Consider the following 16,670-nt stretch of genomic DNA (forward strand, 5'->3'; position numbering starts at 1 on the left):
TTAGGGAAGGGACGCGCCGGGCCGGGCCGCCTTGACCGGTTGCTTCGCCGGACGCGTGCTGCCAGCATCGCTCGATGATCGGCGACGTCCACAGGCGTCCCACGGGCGTGGTGCTGCTGTACTCCGGGTGGCAGGTGTGGGACGGCCAGTACCAGCCGATCCGGGTCGGGAAGGAGTTCCGGGCGCCGGTCGAGTTCACAGCACAGACTCCCCCGCAGGTGGTCGCCGCGGACGCTCCCCCGGCCTCAGGCACGTCGAGAAGAGCGTTGCGCGGGTCCTGCAGAACGCAGACGCGATCGTTCTCGACCTCGGCGCTCTCCGGGTGCTCACGTGGGCTCAGCCCGGCAGTGACGTCAGCGCCTACCGGACCGGCGCGACCCTGACGTTGCGACTGCTCCTGACCCTCAACGCTTGGGACGGCGCCCCCTGGGCGGTGACCGCGAACGAGAGGTTCCAGACCGACCACCGTTGGCCGGTGTCCCGGATCGTTCGGTTCACGGATGGTTCCGAGGGCGGCGACGACATCGAGGAAGCAGCGATGGAGCTCGTCGGCAGCGTGAATCAGTACTGCCTCCTGACCTGTTCGCTGGTCACCGACGAAGCGCCGGCGGCGTCAGGGACAGGTCTCTGAGAGCTTCACGGTGTAGAAGGTGATCTCCGTGTTTGCACTGAACTTCTCCCCGGGGGCCACGGACTGGCTGCAGACCTGCCAGTTGGAGTCGAGCACCTGGAACCGGCCTTCGCCCGTGGCGTCCTCGGACAGCGTGACGAAGAACGGGTCGTCGGTGACGCCCTGGATGTGGTCTTGGGCTGCCTGGAGGTTCTTCCCGACCTCATCCGGCATCGTCCAGGCGTCAGCGGGCTCGTCCGCGGCCTTCTCGCCTGCCTTCTTCGAAGCCTCGTTCTCCGCTTCAGCCTCCGCCGGCGCACCTGTCTCCTCGGCCGGCCCTGGGGAGGGTGTCGGCGTCGCGGTGACCGTGACCGTGGCCGTCGGGGACGGATCGGTGGTCGTCGTACTTGCGGCCGGTTCGCTGTCGTCCTCACCGAAGAGCGCCCCGATGAGCGCCAAGATGATGACGGCTCCCACGGCGAGGGAGGCGATGCCGAACCACCGCTGCATCCACCAGGGCTGCTCCGGGGGCGGTGGACCGAAGTTGAGCTGCCGGGTCGGCTCAGGGCCGGAACCCGAACCTGCATACGGATCCCAGCTCGGGTTGTTCTGCTGCTCCGGAGGCGGCGGGTAGCCATCAGGAGGGTTGGTGCTCACGGGTCTCCTCGAGCTGTAGCGGTCAGCAGTCTCAGCGTAGGTAAGCGCTTCAGGCACCGCAGACAGATGAACAAATCAACGCAGCCACCTGCTTGACCGCGACCGACCTCGCCGAGGCCCGCCACACGTCCCGCTGGCGCGCGGGTGTTCACTGGATCACACGGCTGGTGACCTCGGGAGGATCCATGTGCCGGTTGTTCGGGATGCACGCGGGGCGTACGCCGCGACGAGCGACGTTCTGGCTGCTGAGCGCACCGGACAGCCTGGCCGAGCAGAGCCATCGGATGCCCGACGGCACCGGGCTGGGGGTCTTCGCCTCCGACGGCCACCCCGTCCTGGACAAGCAGCCGCTGGCGGCGTACGAGGACCGTGCGTTCGCCACCGAGGCCAGGGACCTCGCCAGCACCACCTTCGTGGCGCACGTGCGCTACGCGACCACCGGCCCGGTCCGACCGGAGAACACCCACCCCTTCGAGCAGGACGGACGCCTGCTCGCCCACAACGGCGTGGTGGGCGACCTGGACCGGCTCGAGGAGCGCCTGCGCGACCTCGACGCGATGAGCCTGGTCCAGGGGCAGACGGACTCCGAGCGGGTGTTCGCCCTGATCAGTGCGGAGGCGCGGCGCAACGGCGGGGACGTCGGCGCCGCGATCACCGCCGCGCTGACCTGGATCGCGGAGAACCTGACGCTGTACGCGGTCAACCTCATCCTCGTCACTCCCACGGACCTGTGGGCGGTGCGCTACCCCGACACCCACGAGCTCCACGTGCTCGAGGTCCCCGGCCGCGACGGTCTCGACGCCCTCTCCCACGGCACCGACCGGATCAGCATGCGCAGTGAGGAGCTCGCCGAGCAGCGCAGCGTCGTGATCGCCAGCGAGCCGATGACCGACGACCCGGGCTGGCGGTTGCTGGACTCCGGAGAGGTGCTCCACGTCGGCCCCGACCTGGAGGTGCACAGCTCCCGCCCGCTGCCGGCGCGCCCCGCCCACCTCCAAGACATCGGCGACCTCGAGCGCGACACCGCGCTCGCCCAGCATCCCGGTGGTCACGAGGGTCTGGCCGCCCGCCACTAGGCCTCAGCCGGGGACGGATTTCCGTAACCGGCGCGTGAACGCCATGGCTCTCAGGTTGCGGCAGCGAAAACAGTCTCACTGGGCGTGACGGGAGCATTTCGACGGCCGCATGCGGGGATCCGATTTTGCTTTAGTGATCGCGCCCTCAAGGGCCGAATCACCCGAAGGAGTCCCCCACGATGCACCGCTCCCCCTCCCCCACCCGAGCTCGCCGTGCGAGCCGCGCGCTCGTCGGCGTCACCGCCGCGGTCGCACTGATCGCCGGCCTCGGCACCGGCCCGCAGGCCGCGGCCGGCGTCCGCGACGACGTGGCCGCCCTGCGCGCCGAGGCGAAGGCCCTGACCGTCAAGTCCGAGACCCAGAAGAAGGTCGCCGCCGCGTCCACCCGCACCGCCGACCGCGCCGAGGCCAAGGCCGAGGTCTTCACCGCCCAGGCCAAGAAGGCCGCGAAGTCGGCGAAGAAGACCTCCGCGGCCGTGAAGAGGGCGAAGAAGAAGGGGCTCAAGGCGAAGGTCAAGGCCCTGCGCGCCAAGGTCGCCTCACAGCGCAAGATCGCCAAGAGCCGCTCCCAGGCCGCCGCGAAGCAGCGGGCCGCCGTCCGCTCTGCGAAGGCCGCCGCCGCCCGCAGCACCGAGCGCGCCGACGCCTACGCCGCCCAGGCCCAGACCAAGGCGACCGAGGCCGACCTGCTCGCCCTGCGGGCGGACCGCGAGGAGTCCCTCGCGGAGATCCTCGAGGGCTGGAACATCCCCGGTGCGCAGATCGTCTACTCCAAGAACGGCGTGACGGACAGCTACTCCTTCGGTGTCCAGAGCACCGCGACCAACGTCCCCGTCACCAACCACTCGATCTTCCAGGGTGCGTCGCTGAGCAAGGTCGTCAGCTCCTACGTGTTCCTCAAGCGCGTCGACGAGGGCGTCATCGACCTCGACACCCCGCTGTGGGAGTACTACGAGTCGCCCCGGACCGCCCACAGCGACGACGCCAAGACGATCACGGCCCGCATGGTCCTCAACCACACCACCGGACTGCCGAACTGGGCCAACGGCGCCGGCAACGAGTCCAGCCTGCTGACCCCGGCGTTCACGCCCGGCACCGACTGGGGCTATTCCGGCGACGGCTTCTTCCTGCTGCAGCAGACCATCGAGCACCTCGACGGCCAGCTCTTCCACGAGACCCTCAAGGAGGAGGTGTTCGAGCCGTTCGGCATGAACGACTCCACCCTCGTCACGCTGGCGGAGAACGCCGACCGGACGATCGTCGGTCACGACGCGGCCGGCGTCCCGGTCGCGATGAGCAACTGGCAGCGCGGCAACTCGGCGTACACCCTGCAGACCACGGCCGAGGACTACACCCGCTTCATCCAGCACGCGCTCATCGACGGCGAGGGCCTGGAGCCCGAGACCCACACCCTGTGGACCGAGTACTCCGCCGACGCCGACCGCGACGCCGACAACCCGGCCAACCCCTTCATCAGCTGGGGCCTCGGCGTCGGGCTGCAGGAGAGCAGCAAGGGCAAGGCCCTGTGGCACTGGGGTGACAACACCACCCGCAAGGCGTTCTTCCTGGCCTTCCCAGACCGCGACGAGAGCGTCGCGATCTTCTGGAACAGCGCCAACGGCCAGGCCTCCGCGGGCCAGATCCTGTCGACCTTCCTCGGCGCGCAGCAGTTCCACGCGCTGACCTGGGTCGGCTGATCGGCTGATCTACGCCCCCAGCGCCCGGTCCCGGCTCACCGGGACCGGGCGCTGGGGCGCTGGGGCGCTGGGGCGCTGGGGCGCTGCGACAGCTCTGATCGCGGGGTCATCGCGAGGCACTCCGCGACCCGCCTGGATCGCGCCCTCCCCGCGGCCCGCGGAGCGCGTGCGCACGCGTCTGTCCGTCGGCGGGCCTGACCTTGCGAGCGGACAACGAGACTCGAACTCGCGACCTCAACCTTGGCAAGGTTGCGCTCTACCAACTGAGCTATGTCCGCACTTGCTCCGCTCGGCTTCCCATCCGGGTCCGCCTTCGGGGCTGTCAACGGCGGTCGAAAACTGACCCCTTTCCGTCGGTTGAAAACTGACCCCCTCGGTCTCTAGTTCTCTTCGTTGGTGGCCGCGGGGACACGGCCGAGTTCTCGGTTCTTCAGCCGGTAGGAGTCGCCTTTCAGGGCGATGACCTCGGCGTGGTGGACGAGCCGGTCGATCATGGCTGCGGCGACGGTGTCGTCGCCGAAGACTTCGCCCCAGCGGGCGAAGTTCTTGTTGGACGTGACGATCAGGCTGGCTCGTTCGTAGCGGGACGAGACGAGCTGGAAGAACAGGTTGGCGGCCTCGGGCTCGAACGGGATGTAGCCGACCTCGTCGATCACCAGCACCGGGTAGCGCACCAGCTTGCGCAGCTCGTCTTGCAGCCGTCCGGCGTGGTGGGCCTCAGCCAGCCGGTCGACCCACTGCGACGCCGTGGCGAACAGGACCCGGTGCCCGGCCTGGCAGGCCCGGATCGCCAACCCGGTGGCCAGGTGGGTCTTACCGGTGCCGGGCGGGCCCAGCAGGACCACGTTCTCCTTGCCGGCGACGAAGTCCAGGGTGCCCAGGTGGGCGATGGTCTCTCGCTTCAGACCGCGGGCATGGTCGTAGTCGAAGTCCTCCAGGGACTTGCGGGCGGGGAACCGGGCGGCGCGGATCCGTCCCTCGCCGCCGTGGGTCTCGCGTGCAGCGACCTCGCGTTGCAGGCATGCGGCGAGGAACTCCTCATGGGTCCAGGACTCTTCCCGGGCTCGTTCAGCGAGGCGCTCGACCGCTTCGCGCAGGGTGGGTGCCTTCAACGCCCGGGTCAGGTACTCCAGTTCGCTGGTGACGTCGCGGCCGGTCTTCGGCTTCGTGGTCGACCTAGCGGCCATCAAGACACCTCCTGCTCAGCCGGCTCGTCGACCAGGCCGAGTGCTCGGTCGTAGAAGCCGAGTGAACGGATCTCGACCTCCTCACCGGTCGCGGCGTCGGCGACCGGGCGCAGCAGATCGGCACGGCCGTGGCGCAGATGCTTGGCCGCGATGGTGTGCTCGAAGTCGGTGATCGTCTGGTGCTGAGCCCACACCCGGGTGTGGTCGGCAACGATCGCGCCTTCGCAGGTCACCCACACCCGGTCCAGGTCGGCGTGGACCTCGATCCGCCGCCCGACGACCGCGGGGTGGACGGAGTAGTCGTTAGAATCCAAGCGCACGTAGTGGTCGCGTGGAAGCCGCAGCGTCTGGCGCCAACCGACCTCGGGCACCACCGGTGGAAGGGGCAGCATCGCGGCCCGGTCCGCGGCGACCCGGTCACCGGGCGTGCAGCCGAGGACCCGCATCTTCCGGGCGTTGGCCTTCACGAAGAACCCGGCGAGCTGGGTGTTGAAGTCGGCCGGGGACTCGAAGGTGCGGCCGGGCAGGAAGGACTTCTCGAGGTAGTCGTGGATCCGCTCGAGCATGCCCTTGGCTTCGGGGTCGGCGGGCTTGCAGATCACCACCTTCGCACCCAGCACCCCGCGGAACGCCTGGCAGTCGACGGTGAGCTCAGGTTGGCGGGCACGCCACCGGCCGACCGCGGCTTCGCCGTCCCAGACCAGCGTCTTGGGCACACCGAGCAGCTGCTCGGACAGCAGCCGCCACCAGCCTGCATACAGGTCCCGCGCGTCGCGTGAGGGGATCAACAGACCACCGGACCAGCGGGAGTAGCCGGTCACCGTGGTCATCACCGGCAGCCGCCTCGCGGTCCTGGTCTGGCCGTAGCCGACCGGGATCTCGATGTCGGGGAACCAGAAGTCGAACTGCGCCAGCTCCCCAGCCTCATAGGTCGTGCGCGACGCCGGGTCCGGCGGCAGGTAGGCCGGCCGCAACTCCCGGACACGTTCCTTGAAGACCGTCATCCCGCGGTCCCAGCCGACCCGCTCGGCGATCACCGTGGCCGGCATCGTCGGGAACGCCTGCAGTTGCTCCCGGATCCGGGGCTCGAACGCATCCACCGCCGACCCCGCCGGCTTCCGCACGTACCTCGGTGGCCCCTCGGACGCCAGCGCGGCACGCACCGTGTTCCGCGAGACGCCCAACGTCCTGGCGATCATCTTTATCGGCAACCCCTCGGTCTTGTGCAGCCGACGGATCTCAGCCCAATCCTCCACTGACAACACTCCTCGTCCCCCTGCCTCACGACTGGTGAGGACAGGGTCTCGGAGGGGGTCAGTTTTCGACCGTCGATAGGGGGTCAGTTTTCAGGCGCCGCCGACAGGGGCGACCGGAACCATAGCGGACGGCGCCGGCCCGGTCGGACACCAGGTCTGCACGACAAGCGGCTCGAGGAACCACAGATCAGATGTCACCTTGCCCCTGCAGCAGTCCCAACGGGTCTGCTGCACCGATCGTGTCATCCGCCGCCGCAGCAAACCGCCCCCTGTTCGCGCAGACGTCCGTCACGAACTTCACGCGGCGGGTGGTACGGCGGCATCCCAGCCGCGTCGTGGACGTGGTCGGCTGCCGAGAACTTCTACAAGATGACGAAGGCACTGAGGAGGAGCACCTCAGCAAAATATGTGACAGACCTTCGCAGGGGGGACCTTCTGCAGTACAAGTCGAAGTCCTCAAGCACGATGACGCACAGCATGGTCGTCACCAAGAAAACTTCGAACACCACCTCGGGCGTCTACCTGAGTTACCACTCCACAAACACGCTGAACAAGCCGTTCAGCAAGATGGTCGGCCTGAACGTGACGTGGTTCGGCCACCACGTCTGAAAGGAATTCTGTGAAGCGTAGTACCTGCCTCACCCTGATTTTCGGCCCTCGCATTGTCCCTGGCCTCATGCTCCTCCGAAGAGGAAGGACCCGCCGCGGCGGCGTGCCAGAGTGGACGGGACACGGCGGTCGAAGCAGTCAACGCACTCCTGCAGGCAGCCGTGGCCAGAGACGTCGCCCTGGCTTGCGAGGTCACTGCGAAGATGTCGGACGAAGACCTGGAGTCCAACCTCGCCGAGATCGCATCCTTCGTCAAAGAAGTCGGTGGCCTCGATGTCGTTTCATCGAAGGAACTCCCCGACAAGAAAATGGGCCGCGGACACTTCGTAGAGGTCGGGGCAGCCGACTCTTTGCGCACAGTCCAGTTCATGGTCGTCGACGAAGCGGGGCGATTCCTGGTCGACGTGCCCAGCTCCGATACGTCGACTGACGAACCCACGACGGCACCTAGCCCGGATGAACCCACCTCGAGCGAGCCCGCTGGGGCCTGATGCTGTGGGCTGCATTGCCAAGCCCCCAGCGGCCAGGGGACCGACTACGGACGTTCCAGAAAGCAGCGGCGCGCCTGCTGGAAGACCCTCAGGAGTTGGCGGGCTAGGCGTGAGGCTTCAGGACTTTGACGACATCACCGCCTCACGACGTTGGGCCTGCTGCTACGGATCGGTATCAGCCCTTCGTGCAGCAGACCCTCGCCGAAGGCGATCGGCGGCATGGCCGCGTTCATGTGTCGCGCCTGCGCTCTGCAGCAGGTCGGTGACCGGGCCCTAGGTCCGGGAACCGCCCAACTGCTCGTCCTCGATGAGGACCTCCCCGACAGTCTCCGCGAGCTGTGCGAACAGACACACAACGAGACCGCCTCGGCGTAATGATCGCCGATACGCACGTGCCGCACGCCGATGGGAACACCCACGGCGTGCGGCACAGTCGTATGCCGCGCAGACCCGTCGCAGAGGCCCGCATAGGATGGCCACTCCGGGGGTCGTCGAACCACACGGGTGTTATCCCGAGGGTTCTCCCGACTAATGCCCAGATCCCCCGGGCCCCTGGGGGATCTGGACATTAGCTCTGACCTGCAGTTCCCGGCTGTCCTCAACCCCAGTGCGGGCCGGTCCGGGAATGCGAACCGTCGAGATCCGGAACGCGACGTTGCGTGCACTGGACCCGGGGGGTGGTTGCACGCCTCCTGGCTTGGCAGTTCCCTCTGTTGACTTGTATGGAGCGGCGCCCGTTGGGCTGTGGCCGTCCGCCTCCCTTCCGTGAGGCGAGCGTGCACTGTCCTGTCTGCTTAGGCGTCCGCAACCGCTGCACCGGTCCTCATCGACGGAGATCGAAGCAGCAGCGACAGCCGCTCGTGCGCGGCTGGACTTCACGGACAGGACGTCAGGGCCTGCTGCACGGATCTCTTTCGGATCGCCATGACGAGTAGCGGTGGCTCCGTCGGCGATCAGGGCGTCGAGTTGTCCTTCAGCCACTTCTTCGACCAGGCCTGCAGGCTCCGCTTCGTGACGGAACCCGCTACACGGATGGCGCCCCGGTCGTAGTGATCGACCTCCCTCACCCCGTCGAGGTCGTTCAAAGCGCGCGCGTAGCCGGCAACGAGGTCACTCCGTTCGTGGCTGACGTCCTCATCAAAGCCGATGTCCCACGTGAACCCGCCGTGCTCGACAAGAACCGGGTCCGTGATGCGTTCGATGTGCATCGTCGGCCCCGTCCGCACCTTCTCCCGCTCCTCGCGGTTGGTAGCCACCCATCGAGAGACTGCGCTGTATGCCCGGACGCCTCGCCTGTCCCGTCGCAAGTCCCCGGACGGTAGCGCGACGATCCGCATGCTGTCGTCGTTGACGAGAGCCGCCGGCCACGCAACCCCGTACTCGGGAGCATCGGTGAACCCGAGGCCGACATCATGGAACGTCGTTCCCCGTCCGAGGCGCGCGGGACGGGGCGTTACGGCGGGAACGAGCTCGGGATGACGTTGCCAGCAGACGAGCTCCAGGTAGGCGGTGAACGCCTCGATCCCGTACTGGCGGGCGTAGGCCAGGGTGTCGGTCGCCGGCGGCGCCCACCACACCGGCGGCGGGCAGGCGTCGAGGCCCGTCGGTTCGTCCGCCCACTCCAGGAACCAGCCCCACAACGCGGCAGCGCACTCCTCGGAGTCCTCCAGCTCGATACCGGACTGGGTAGAGAGCCATCGCCGGCGGGCTTCAGTGGTCTCGTCCCACCGCCGTCGCAGCTCCCACACCTGCTCCCAGCTCAGTTCCATCCACAAGATCAACTGGGGAGACGTGTCCGAGCCCAACTTCGTGTCACCTCATATCCGCTCAGTGGTCGCTCGACTTCGATGAATCACTGCGGTAGGTGGTAGACGACACTGATGTCGCAGCCCCCGGCTCGAGCTTCTGTGATCGCGTCGAGCAGCGGCCCAGAAGCGCCGTAAGTGTACCGACCGCTGTCGGTCAGGCCGGGCATGAAGTGCCACACGACCTTCTTCACGCGACCCTCGAGGAAAAGTTCACAGTCGGGTCTGCTGCACCGATCGGTGTCGCCCTGGCTGTGCAGCGGGCCACGGCGACTGCCGCGTGGATCGATGTCACAAATGCGTGCAGCGGACCCACTGCAGTCTCAGCAAGCCGAGCAGAAGCCGTCCATTCCAATGCACCGGACCTCGCAGAACGCGATCCGCTCCTGCTCGCGCCGATGGCCGATTACAGTCCCGCGGGTGGAGGAACAAGACAAGCGGTACTCGACGACCCTGCAGACCATCGGCGCAGTCTCGAAGCTACCGGTCGTACGGGTGGACCGCGAAGCATTCCTCCGCAAGCACTTCGGCAAGTCACCCCACCTCGACGTCATCCTCGAACAGGGCCCACAGGCGGTCTACACGACGGCGGCTCTTCGCAAGAAGGCCGACTCGATCATCAACAACAGCGCCGTGAAGTCGTCGGCCGCCTCATTCGCGGCCGGCCTGCCTGGCAACCCGGCCCTCATGGTCGCCGTTGGCGGAGCCGATGTCGCCCAGTACTTCGGCTTTGCCATCAACGTCGCACAGCAGATCGCCTATCTGTTCGGTGAGGACGACCTCTTCGAAGGTGGGAGCGATTTGACGGAGGCGGCCCAGGTTCGTGTGATCGCATATTTGGGCGCGATGTTCGGCGCAGCCGGTGCCTCCGGGCTGGTCCTCAGCACGTCGAAGGCAGCGGGCGCGAAGCTCGGGAAGAACGTCGCGACCCAGGCGCTGACAAAGACGGCCTGGTACCCGGTCGTGAAGAAGGTCGGCGCCCTCGTCGGTAGGCAGATCACCAAGAAGACCGTCGAGAAGACGATTACCAAGACAGTCCCGATCATCGGCGGAGCAGTGTCGGGAGGGATCACCTACGTCACCTTCCGCCCCATGTGCAGGCGTCTCGCTGACATCCTTGCTCGCAGCATCGACGGCGAGTTCGACGACGACCTATACATGGAGACGCACCCTGGCTTCGCCACTGAGAACACCGTTCCTGGTGAGGCCATCGTGGACGAATAGGGCCCGTTCCCGCCCCTGCTTCTCGACAACCGCGGGTCTGGTGCATGGATCAGTCTTCTCTGTTCGTGCAGTAGATCGCTCAGCAGCGCCACGACGCCGTGCTGCCGCATATAGCCATTCGCCAGCGCGATGGCGTCGATGCATGCACCCTGTCTGCGTGCTGTTCCTGATCGACAGCAATATCGCTATCGCGAGCGATCCCCTGCGCCCCGCCCTAGAGCCCGGCGCCGAGCCTGTCCTGCAGTTCATGCGACTCGCGGCAACACACCACCACGAACTACGGACTCACGCCGCGTCGCTGCACGACTCGCGCGGATTCCTGACGCGGCCATGCGTGATGCGCGCGTGAAGTTGTTCGAACGCTACGAACGACTGACCAACCCACCACCCATCTCTCCCTCCCAAACGGTTCTGGCTGCACCGATCGTGTCATCCGCCGCCGCAGCGAACCGCCCCCTGTTCGTGCAGACGTCCGTCACGAACTTCACGCGGCGACCGTACACGCCAGAGACGTCGTGGATCCGTTTTAGCCTTGGAATCAGACTTCAGCGGACACAACTCCCACGCAATCAGTCGAGCCAACTGGCTTTGTCGTAGTCGACGGTGAAGTCGACCGTGGTCCAGTAGTTCTTCGCTTTGGTGTCAACCAGGCCGGCGCCGCAGATCGTCAAGGTGGTCGCGTCAACGGTCCGAGTAATGTGCGGGACGTCGTCCGGGCCACAGGGACCGGGGTCGGGAACAGCGTTCTCGGGCCTCTGATAGATGCGGAACTCGTCATTGCCGCTGAGCACGTGGGAGTAGTAGTAAGAGACAGCGACGCGGCGCCCGGGCTCCTTTTTCCGCACCTCGTCGATATTGATGCTGTTGAGCTGGAATCCGGGCTCGTCCGTGTCCGCGGCCCCCGCGGGCATGGCAGTGGGGACAAACAACTTCTGGTCGGCGTTGTCCCACAAGTCTTCGATCTGGCGCGCACTGTAGGTGCTGTAGATCTGCTGCTCGCCGTCGCCGTCAACTGCTGCGGTGACAGCTGCTGTGCAAGCGACTGAAGCAGCGCCGGCGGCGGCAACGGCTAACGCAGTCCGGACGCGCTGGTTCATATTGGACGTCCCCATGTTTGCTCACCTTCGGGTATCGCGAAGTGATCTTCCAATGCACTGGCATGGCACTTGGAACTCCGTGCTCTGCGTTGGACGCATGCACTCATGGTCTGTTGAGCCTGTCTGAAACGAACCGTTGAACGGTTGCCGTCACTGCGTCATCCTCCCAGAAGTGACCCGCCCCTACCAGGGTTCGGGTAGTCCCGCCCTGCGCCTTGACTGCCTGCCCCCAACGTTCCTGCAGGGACGCTGGAACGATCGGATCTTCCGTCCCGGTCAGAATCAGAGCGTCGACCCGTTCGCCGAGTGGCTCAGAAACCTCGACGTCATCCACAGACGCGAACAGACTGCAGCCACGGAAGACCCAGGCGAAGGCAGCGAGGATGGGATCCTGCTCCTTCGCCAGCTCGTCCCACCCTCGGAGGCGCGGACACGTGTCAGCCCACAAGGCGACCATGGACGCCGAGACCTGCTTCGACGGCCGCTTCCCTTCATAGGAACGTCCCAACGCGCGCAACCGACGAGCGTGCTCCTTCGTCAACGTGGAGTCGAGGACATCCTCGCGAACCTCAGCAACAAGCTCCTCGTTCACGCCCGGGATAGTCGTGGCGGCGATAAGACCCACAGCCAACTCGCGACCGGAAACCCGCCCTGAACCGTCCTCTAGGATGTCCAGGAGGTTCCCTGACACCGTCGACGCGCACGAAGCACCCTCGCATCCGCTCACGACCCGACGAAGGATCGCCTCCCGGCGATCCCGCATCAACTCGACCGCGCTCGCCCCCGGCACAGGCGCCGGGGACTCCAGAACAACCCACCGATCCCGGAGAACACCGGCGAGGGCCGACAGCGTCCGGGTGGCGCCGAAGGACTGGAGATACGCGCCCGAGACCTGAAGTCCCGTGTCCTTCTCCACCTGCGCAGCAACCGCACGCAACGCACCGGGCCGAGTGAGGACGTCCACGTCGGCACAAGCTTGCGAAACGCCGGCGTCGAAGGAGGCCCGCAGACAAGCCGGCGTCGGCGCGACGGTTGCGAAAGGCTCCACAATCAACGTGACGTTCCGCTCCCGCAGAGAGCGAGGCACCAGATCCCTCAGCCGCACAGTGTTGTCCGGCAGGCTCGAGGCCCGGGCCACCCGGATCCCAGATAACCAAGTCCTCTGAGCGATCGGAGCCCCATATGGTCACTGCTCGCAACCTGCCCTCCAGGACCGTGCACGCGAGGTGCTCAGCACGGTTCTCGCACCAGCCGACCCCAACAGCCTCCTGCGCGGACGCAGAAGCCAGCTCAGACGTGCCCGCGGAGGAATCCTGCTGCGTGCCCTTATCGGCAGCGGAACAGCCGACCAGCACGACCGGCAGAGCCAAAGCCACAACACTCGCCCCACGCACGCGCCGGCGGCGCCCCTCCCGTCGCAGGGAAGGGCGTCGCCGGAACACGTTGGGCGCTACTGAAGCGTGCACTTGGTCAACGGCGCCGTGCCAGAGGAACCCATGCCGTCTTCAGCGCACTTGATGGAAGGGCCGTCGAGCGCAGTGCGACCCATGCGGAACGTCGCGAACTGATAGAAGGTCATGTGCGGGTACTTGGCGTTGTCCATCTGGAAGGCGCTGCGGTAGGCGATGGCCTTCGACGTGCCGCTGGCGATGGTGCCCTGGTCGTAGTCGAACCGGTAGTGCCCGACCGCGCCCGTCCACACGTCGTAGTCCGCGCAGTCCCCAAGGGGCATCGTGAACGGCCCCGCGTTGAATTCTCCGTTGCTTCGGCACTCAGAGAACCCGCCGCTCGGCTCATTCTGCGAATCCAGCCACTGCTGCGCGTTCTTCTGCGCCGCTGCGGTCAACTGGGAGGAGATCCAGAGCTTCTTGACGTACGCCTGGTGGTCGGGAGCGGCCTGAATCTCGTACTCGTCAGGAGTCGCTACCGCCTTACGGAAGACGTGCCACCGGTCCCAAGCTGCAGTGCCGTCGTTGGCGTACTGGCGACGCTGCGTCTGGAAGCGTGCCGTGCCGATCAGGTTCGCCGGCTTGTTCAGGAACTTCTTCCAGTAAACCTTGATCTCGACGACGTAGCTCGTGGTCGAGGACCACGTCGGCCACGAGCCGGCCATGCCCGGACCAGTCGTGGTGTCGCCCGAGTCAGCGTCAGAGATGGCGGCGCCGGCGGTGACCTCCTCAGCAGAAGCGTCAGCCAAAACGTCGACCTGCTCGACGTCGGCGCCGTCCTGCGGCGCTACAACCACAGCGCTGATGTCGTCCGTCGCCTCCACCGTCCCAACCAAGACGTCGTCAGGTGCCATGTAAGCCCCTGCGTCGTCAGGCAACTGCTCGAGGTACTCCTCAACCGCTCGGTCCTCAGTCGCTGTGTTGGAAGCGGCGTCGCCCTCTGTGGCGGCAGCAGCGAAGTCTTCCTGGTCGATCGTGACGACGGCGGAGTCTTCGACCAGGTCGCTGCCATCTGTCGAACTGTCAGCTTCAGCAGCACTGACCCCGAGCGCTTGGACCAGCAAGACGGCAAGCGCGGTGACAAACTTGTGACGCATTCCCATGATGGTGGGGCTGCCCCCGGTCTGGTTGACACTCGGGGTTTGCAGTGATCAGGCCGCTTCTGCGGCCGCGTAGATCATCTCAAACTCGACCGGCGTGAGCTTGCCGAGGGCGCGTTGGCGTCGGCGGCGGTTGTACTTGGTTTCGATCCAGGTGACGATCGCGAGACGGAGCTCCTCGCGGGAGTCCCAGCGCTGTGTGTCGAGCACGTTCTTCTGCAACAGGGAGAAGAAGCTCTCCATGCTGGCGTTGTCGCCGGCGCCGTAGGAGCGGCCCATCGAGCCGATCAGCCCGTTGTTCGCCAGCAGCCGCTGTGTCCGTTTGGCACGAAATTGACCGCCCCTGTCGGAATGGCAGATCGTGCCGACCGGCGAGCGCAACGCGATGGCGTTGCGCATCGCCGCCCGCGCTAGCGACGACTTCATCCGCGAATCGATGGAGTAACCGACGATCTTGTTCGACCACACGTCCTTGATCGCGCAGATGTACAGCTTCCCGGTCCGCGTGGGGTGTTCGGAGATGTCCCATAGCCAGACCTTGTTCGGGCCGTCGGCGACGAACTCGTGTCGCACCACGCCGTGCTCGTCGACGACCGCGAGGAGGTCGTCGTGCGGTGCCGGTCCGGTCGATCCTGGCTTGCTGCGCTTCTTGTGGTGGCTGGCGGTGATCCCAGCGATCCTGCACAGGCGATGGACGCGGTTCTCACCCACCTGGATGCCGTGCTCGACGTCGAGCTCGTCGGTGATGAACCTGTAGCCCAGGGTCGCGTCATCGGCATGGATCTCGTAGATGACGTTGAGGAGGTGGGCGTCGTCCCAGTCGCGCTGGCATACCGGGTCGTTGAGCCATTGGTAGTACCCCTGTCTGGACAGGCCCAGGACCCGCAACGCCACCGCGACCGGCACCCTGATCGGGGCGCCGGCCGCGGCCATCTCTCGGACGAGCGGGAAGACTATTTTCCCGGCAGGTTGGCCTGTGACAGGTAGGCAGCAGCCCGGCGGAGGACCTCGTTCTCCTGCTCCAGGAGCCGGATGCGCTTGTTCGCCTCACGCAGTTGCTTGCGCTCGTCCTCAGTCAGGCCCGGACGCTTGCCGTCCTCGATATCGGCCTGCTTCATCCAGTTCGCCAGCGAGCCTTCGGAGATGCCGAAGTCCTTCGCGATCTGCGACAGCGGAGCCTGGCCCTGGCGGGCCACGGCCACGACGTCGTCGCGGAACTCCTTGGGGTAGGGCTTTGCCACGGGGACATCCTTCCGCCTGAGGCCGAAACCTCAGAGGTCAGGTGTCAACTCAACTGGGGGCAGACCCTGATCAGTCCCAGGATCGCAGAAGCATCAAGCAGCGCACTGCCGATCTTCTCAGGCCTCGCCACGATTCGCCTCCAACCACTCGTCGACTGGCACTCCGCCGGTGTAGTTGGGGGCCGTGCCAAACATCTCTGCCCACCCGATGCGCGGCTCAGCCAACGGCTCGATGTCGTCGGCCCTGATATGAAAGATCTGGCCGTCCCCGTCCTGCCGAACCTCGCCGCGCAACTCGACAGCGCTGTAAAGGGCTTCCTTCAGCGCCTCGCGCATGCCGATGTCGAAGCCGACTCGCACGACTCGTCCGCTAGGTACCTTCAGCGACGCCCTATTGCCGCGCGACACGTTCAGCCCGACCAGAATGCCACGCACTGAACCTGGCATCTTGCGCTCGAACGGCTGCAGCGTGGCAAGACGCTCGACCAGCGCAGGCGTGAGACTGACGTCATCGCCTGCCTGGGCACCGTCGGTCAGAAGTCGCAGCCGGGGCGGAACCCAGTCGGCCTCGTTCTCGGCAGCCTGCCCGTGGTCCACGAACCGGTGCGCGACCTTGACCGCGTCAGGGGTCCAGCCGTCGGGCAGCGGGCCGCTATCGCCAACAACGCCCAGCGAACTAACCAGCAGCCGCAGAACGCCACCTGTATGTGGCTTGTCCTCTGGTGGGGCGATCGTGGCTAGAGCTGAGCCGACCCGTAGGTCCCGGACCTGCCAGGAAACAGTTACGTCGTCGGACAACTCGTCCAGGAGATCGAGCAGATCGACGCCTAGGCTGAAGAAACGTCCCGCGCTAGCGGGCCGCCCCTCGTCCACGATGAGCTCAAGCGCCTCCACCCGCCCATAATGCACGGCTAATGCACGGCTCACTCTATGCGCGACCGGAGTTTGTCGGTCCTCCGCTCCCCGGGACCACCTCTGGTGCTGGGTGTTGCGCTTTATATGGCTCTCGACGCCCAGACACACGATCTTCCGATGAGCATGCCTCCCCACTGGCATGCTGACGCCGAGCAGACGTCGTAGGAGTGGCGGGCATGGCCAGAGCAGGCGTAGGGACAGGCGGTCACCGACCTGACCCTCCCTTCGCCCCAAGGGCTTACGCCGAGGCCATGCTG

Annotated in this window: 16 protein-coding genes and 1 tRNA gene; 7 read left to right on the top strand and 10 right to left on the bottom strand. The window is 66.4% G+C overall.

Annotation, left to right across the window (positions count from 1 at the left end; translation table 11 throughout):
* Nucleotides 1-322: 322 nt before the first annotated feature.
* A complete protein-coding gene (locus KG111_RS15895) occupies nucleotides 323-631 on the top strand; it encodes a hypothetical protein (protein ID WP_205289745.1) in 309 nt (102 codons plus the stop codon).
* Here the strand turns inward: KG111_RS15895 and KG111_RS15900 are convergent.
* A complete protein-coding gene (locus KG111_RS15900) occupies nucleotides 614-1,267 on the bottom strand; it encodes a PASTA domain-containing protein (RefSeq protein WP_213450003.1) in 654 nt (217 codons plus the stop codon). The genes KG111_RS15895 and KG111_RS15900 overlap by 18 nt on opposite strands.
* Nucleotides 1,268-1,452: 185 nt before the next feature.
* Between KG111_RS15900 and KG111_RS15905 the strand changes: the two genes are divergently transcribed.
* Together KG111_RS15905 and KG111_RS15910 are read left to right on the top strand one after the other, a co-directional pair.
* Nucleotides 1,453-2,343 (top strand): class II glutamine amidotransferase, encoded by an 891-nt coding sequence (locus KG111_RS15905; protein ID WP_205289747.1) that lies wholly within the window; start codon nucleotides 1,453-1,455, stop codon nucleotides 2,341-2,343.
* A gap of 179 nt (nucleotides 2,344-2,522) precedes the next feature.
* Complete coding sequence (locus tag KG111_RS15910) at nucleotides 2,523-4,040, top strand: serine hydrolase domain-containing protein (protein WP_205289748.1); 1,518 nt, start codon at nucleotides 2,523-2,525, stop codon at nucleotides 4,038-4,040.
* Between the two features lie 205 nt (nucleotides 4,041-4,245).
* On the opposite strand, the gene KG111_RS15915 is transcribed toward KG111_RS15910, so the two are convergent.
* From KG111_RS15915 to istA, 3 genes are all read right to left on the bottom strand, one after another.
* Nucleotides 4,246-4,318: transfer RNA gene (locus KG111_RS15915), tRNA-Gly, on the bottom strand.
* Between the two features lie 102 nt (nucleotides 4,319-4,420).
* A complete protein-coding gene (istB, locus tag KG111_RS15920; RefSeq protein WP_205290071.1) occupies nucleotides 4,421-5,227 on the bottom strand; it encodes an IS21-like element helper ATPase IstB in 807 nt (268 codons plus the stop codon).
* Nucleotides 5,227-6,492: an IS21 family transposase gene (istA, locus tag KG111_RS15925; RefSeq protein WP_205290072.1), complete on the bottom strand. Its 1,266-nt coding sequence runs from the start codon at nucleotides 6,490-6,492 to the stop codon at nucleotides 5,227-5,229. The genes istB and istA overlap by 1 nt, the downstream gene beginning before the upstream one ends.
* A gap of 219 nt (nucleotides 6,493-6,711) precedes the next feature.
* On the opposite strand from istA, the gene KG111_RS18360 reads away from it, so the two are divergent.
* A complete protein-coding gene (locus KG111_RS18360) occupies nucleotides 6,712-7,092 on the top strand; it encodes an amidase domain-containing protein (RefSeq protein ID WP_240195252.1) in 381 nt (126 codons plus the stop codon).
* Nucleotides 7,093-7,295: 203 nt separating this feature from the next.
* Complete coding sequence (locus tag KG111_RS15935; RefSeq protein ID WP_205289749.1) at nucleotides 7,296-7,583, top strand: hypothetical protein; 288 nt, start codon at nucleotides 7,296-7,298, stop codon at nucleotides 7,581-7,583.
* Between the two features lie 953 nt (nucleotides 7,584-8,536).
* Here KG111_RS15935 and KG111_RS15940 read toward each other — a convergent pair.
* Nucleotides 8,537-9,352 (bottom strand): hypothetical protein, encoded by an 816-nt coding sequence (locus KG111_RS15940; protein ID WP_205289750.1) that lies wholly within the window; start codon nucleotides 9,350-9,352, stop codon nucleotides 8,537-8,539.
* Between the two features lie 456 nt (nucleotides 9,353-9,808).
* On the opposite strand from KG111_RS15940, the gene KG111_RS15945 reads away from it, so the two are divergent.
* Both KG111_RS15945 and KG111_RS15950 read left to right on the top strand, forming a co-directional pair.
* On the top strand, nucleotides 9,809-10,612 hold the full coding sequence (locus KG111_RS15945; RefSeq protein WP_205289751.1) for a hypothetical protein: 804 nt from the start codon (nucleotides 9,809-9,811) through the stop codon (nucleotides 10,610-10,612).
* A gap of 157 nt (nucleotides 10,613-10,769) precedes the next feature.
* Nucleotides 10,770-10,961 (top strand): hypothetical protein, encoded by a 192-nt coding sequence (locus KG111_RS15950; RefSeq protein WP_205289752.1) that lies wholly within the window; start codon nucleotides 10,770-10,772, stop codon nucleotides 10,959-10,961.
* 220 nt (nucleotides 10,962-11,181) lie between these two features.
* On the opposite strand, the gene KG111_RS15955 is transcribed toward KG111_RS15950, so the two are convergent.
* The 5 genes from KG111_RS15955 to KG111_RS15975 form a co-directional block, all read right to left on the bottom strand.
* Nucleotides 11,182-11,709, bottom strand: coding sequence for a hypothetical protein (locus KG111_RS15955; protein WP_205289753.1), 528 nt, complete (start codon nucleotides 11,707-11,709; stop codon nucleotides 11,182-11,184).
* Nucleotides 11,710-11,812: 103 nt separating this feature from the next.
* Nucleotides 11,813-12,847 carry an alpha/beta fold hydrolase gene (locus KG111_RS15960; RefSeq protein WP_205289754.1) on the bottom strand — a complete coding sequence of 345 codons (1,035 nt, stop codon included), beginning with the start codon at nucleotides 12,845-12,847 and terminating at the stop codon, nucleotides 11,813-11,815.
* 312 nt (nucleotides 12,848-13,159) lie between these two features.
* Entirely contained in the window at nucleotides 13,160-14,254 is a 1,095-nt protein-coding gene (locus tag KG111_RS15965; RefSeq protein ID WP_205289755.1) for a hypothetical protein, read from the bottom strand.
* A 54-nt stretch (nucleotides 14,255-14,308) separates the two neighbouring features.
* A protein-coding gene (locus KG111_RS15970; RefSeq protein WP_249666173.1) for an IS3 family transposase occupies nucleotides 14,309-15,498 on the bottom strand; the annotation gives its coding sequence in 2 pieces (ribosomal slippage) (nucleotides 14,309-15,217 and nucleotides 15,220-15,498; 1,188 coding nt in all).
* Between the two features lie 117 nt (nucleotides 15,499-15,615).
* Nucleotides 15,616-16,392, bottom strand: a complete 777-nt coding sequence (locus KG111_RS15975; RefSeq protein WP_205289756.1) for a hypothetical protein — start codon at nucleotides 16,390-16,392, stop codon at nucleotides 15,616-15,618.
* Nucleotides 16,393-16,670: the final 278 nt, after the last annotated feature.

The sequence above is a fragment of the Nocardioides faecalis genome, assembly GCF_018388425.1.
GTDB classification, from domain to species: domain Bacteria; phylum Actinomycetota; class Actinomycetes; order Propionibacteriales; family Nocardioidaceae; genus Nocardioides; species Nocardioides faecalis.

What these genes read in the sequence shown, in the direction of transcription:
- KG111_RS15940 (WP_205289750.1), bottom strand. Translation starts at nt 9,352, where the DNA reads ATGGAACTGAGCTGGGAGCAGGTGTGGGAGCTGCGACGGCGGTGGGAC.
- KG111_RS15955 (WP_205289753.1), bottom strand. Translation starts at nt 11,709, where the DNA reads ATGAACCAGCGCGTCCGGACTGCGTTAGCCGTTGCCGCCGCCGGCGCT.
- KG111_RS15935 (WP_205289749.1), top strand. Translation starts at nt 7,296, where the DNA reads ATGTCGGACGAAGACCTGGAGTCCAACCTCGCCGAGATCGCATCCTTC.
- KG111_RS15910 (WP_205289748.1), top strand. Translation starts at nt 2,523, where the DNA reads ATGCACCGCTCCCCCTCCCCCACCCGAGCTCGCCGTGCGAGCCGCGCG.
- KG111_RS15905 (WP_205289747.1), top strand. Translation starts at nt 1,453, where the DNA reads ATGTGCCGGTTGTTCGGGATGCACGCGGGGCGTACGCCGCGACGAGCG.
- istB (WP_205290071.1), bottom strand. Translation starts at nt 5,227, where the DNA reads ATGGCCGCTAGGTCGACCACGAAGCCGAAGACCGGCCGCGACGTCACC.
- KG111_RS15965 (WP_205289755.1), bottom strand. Translation starts at nt 14,254, where the DNA reads ATGCGTCACAAGTTTGTCACCGCGCTTGCCGTCTTGCTGGTCCAAGCG.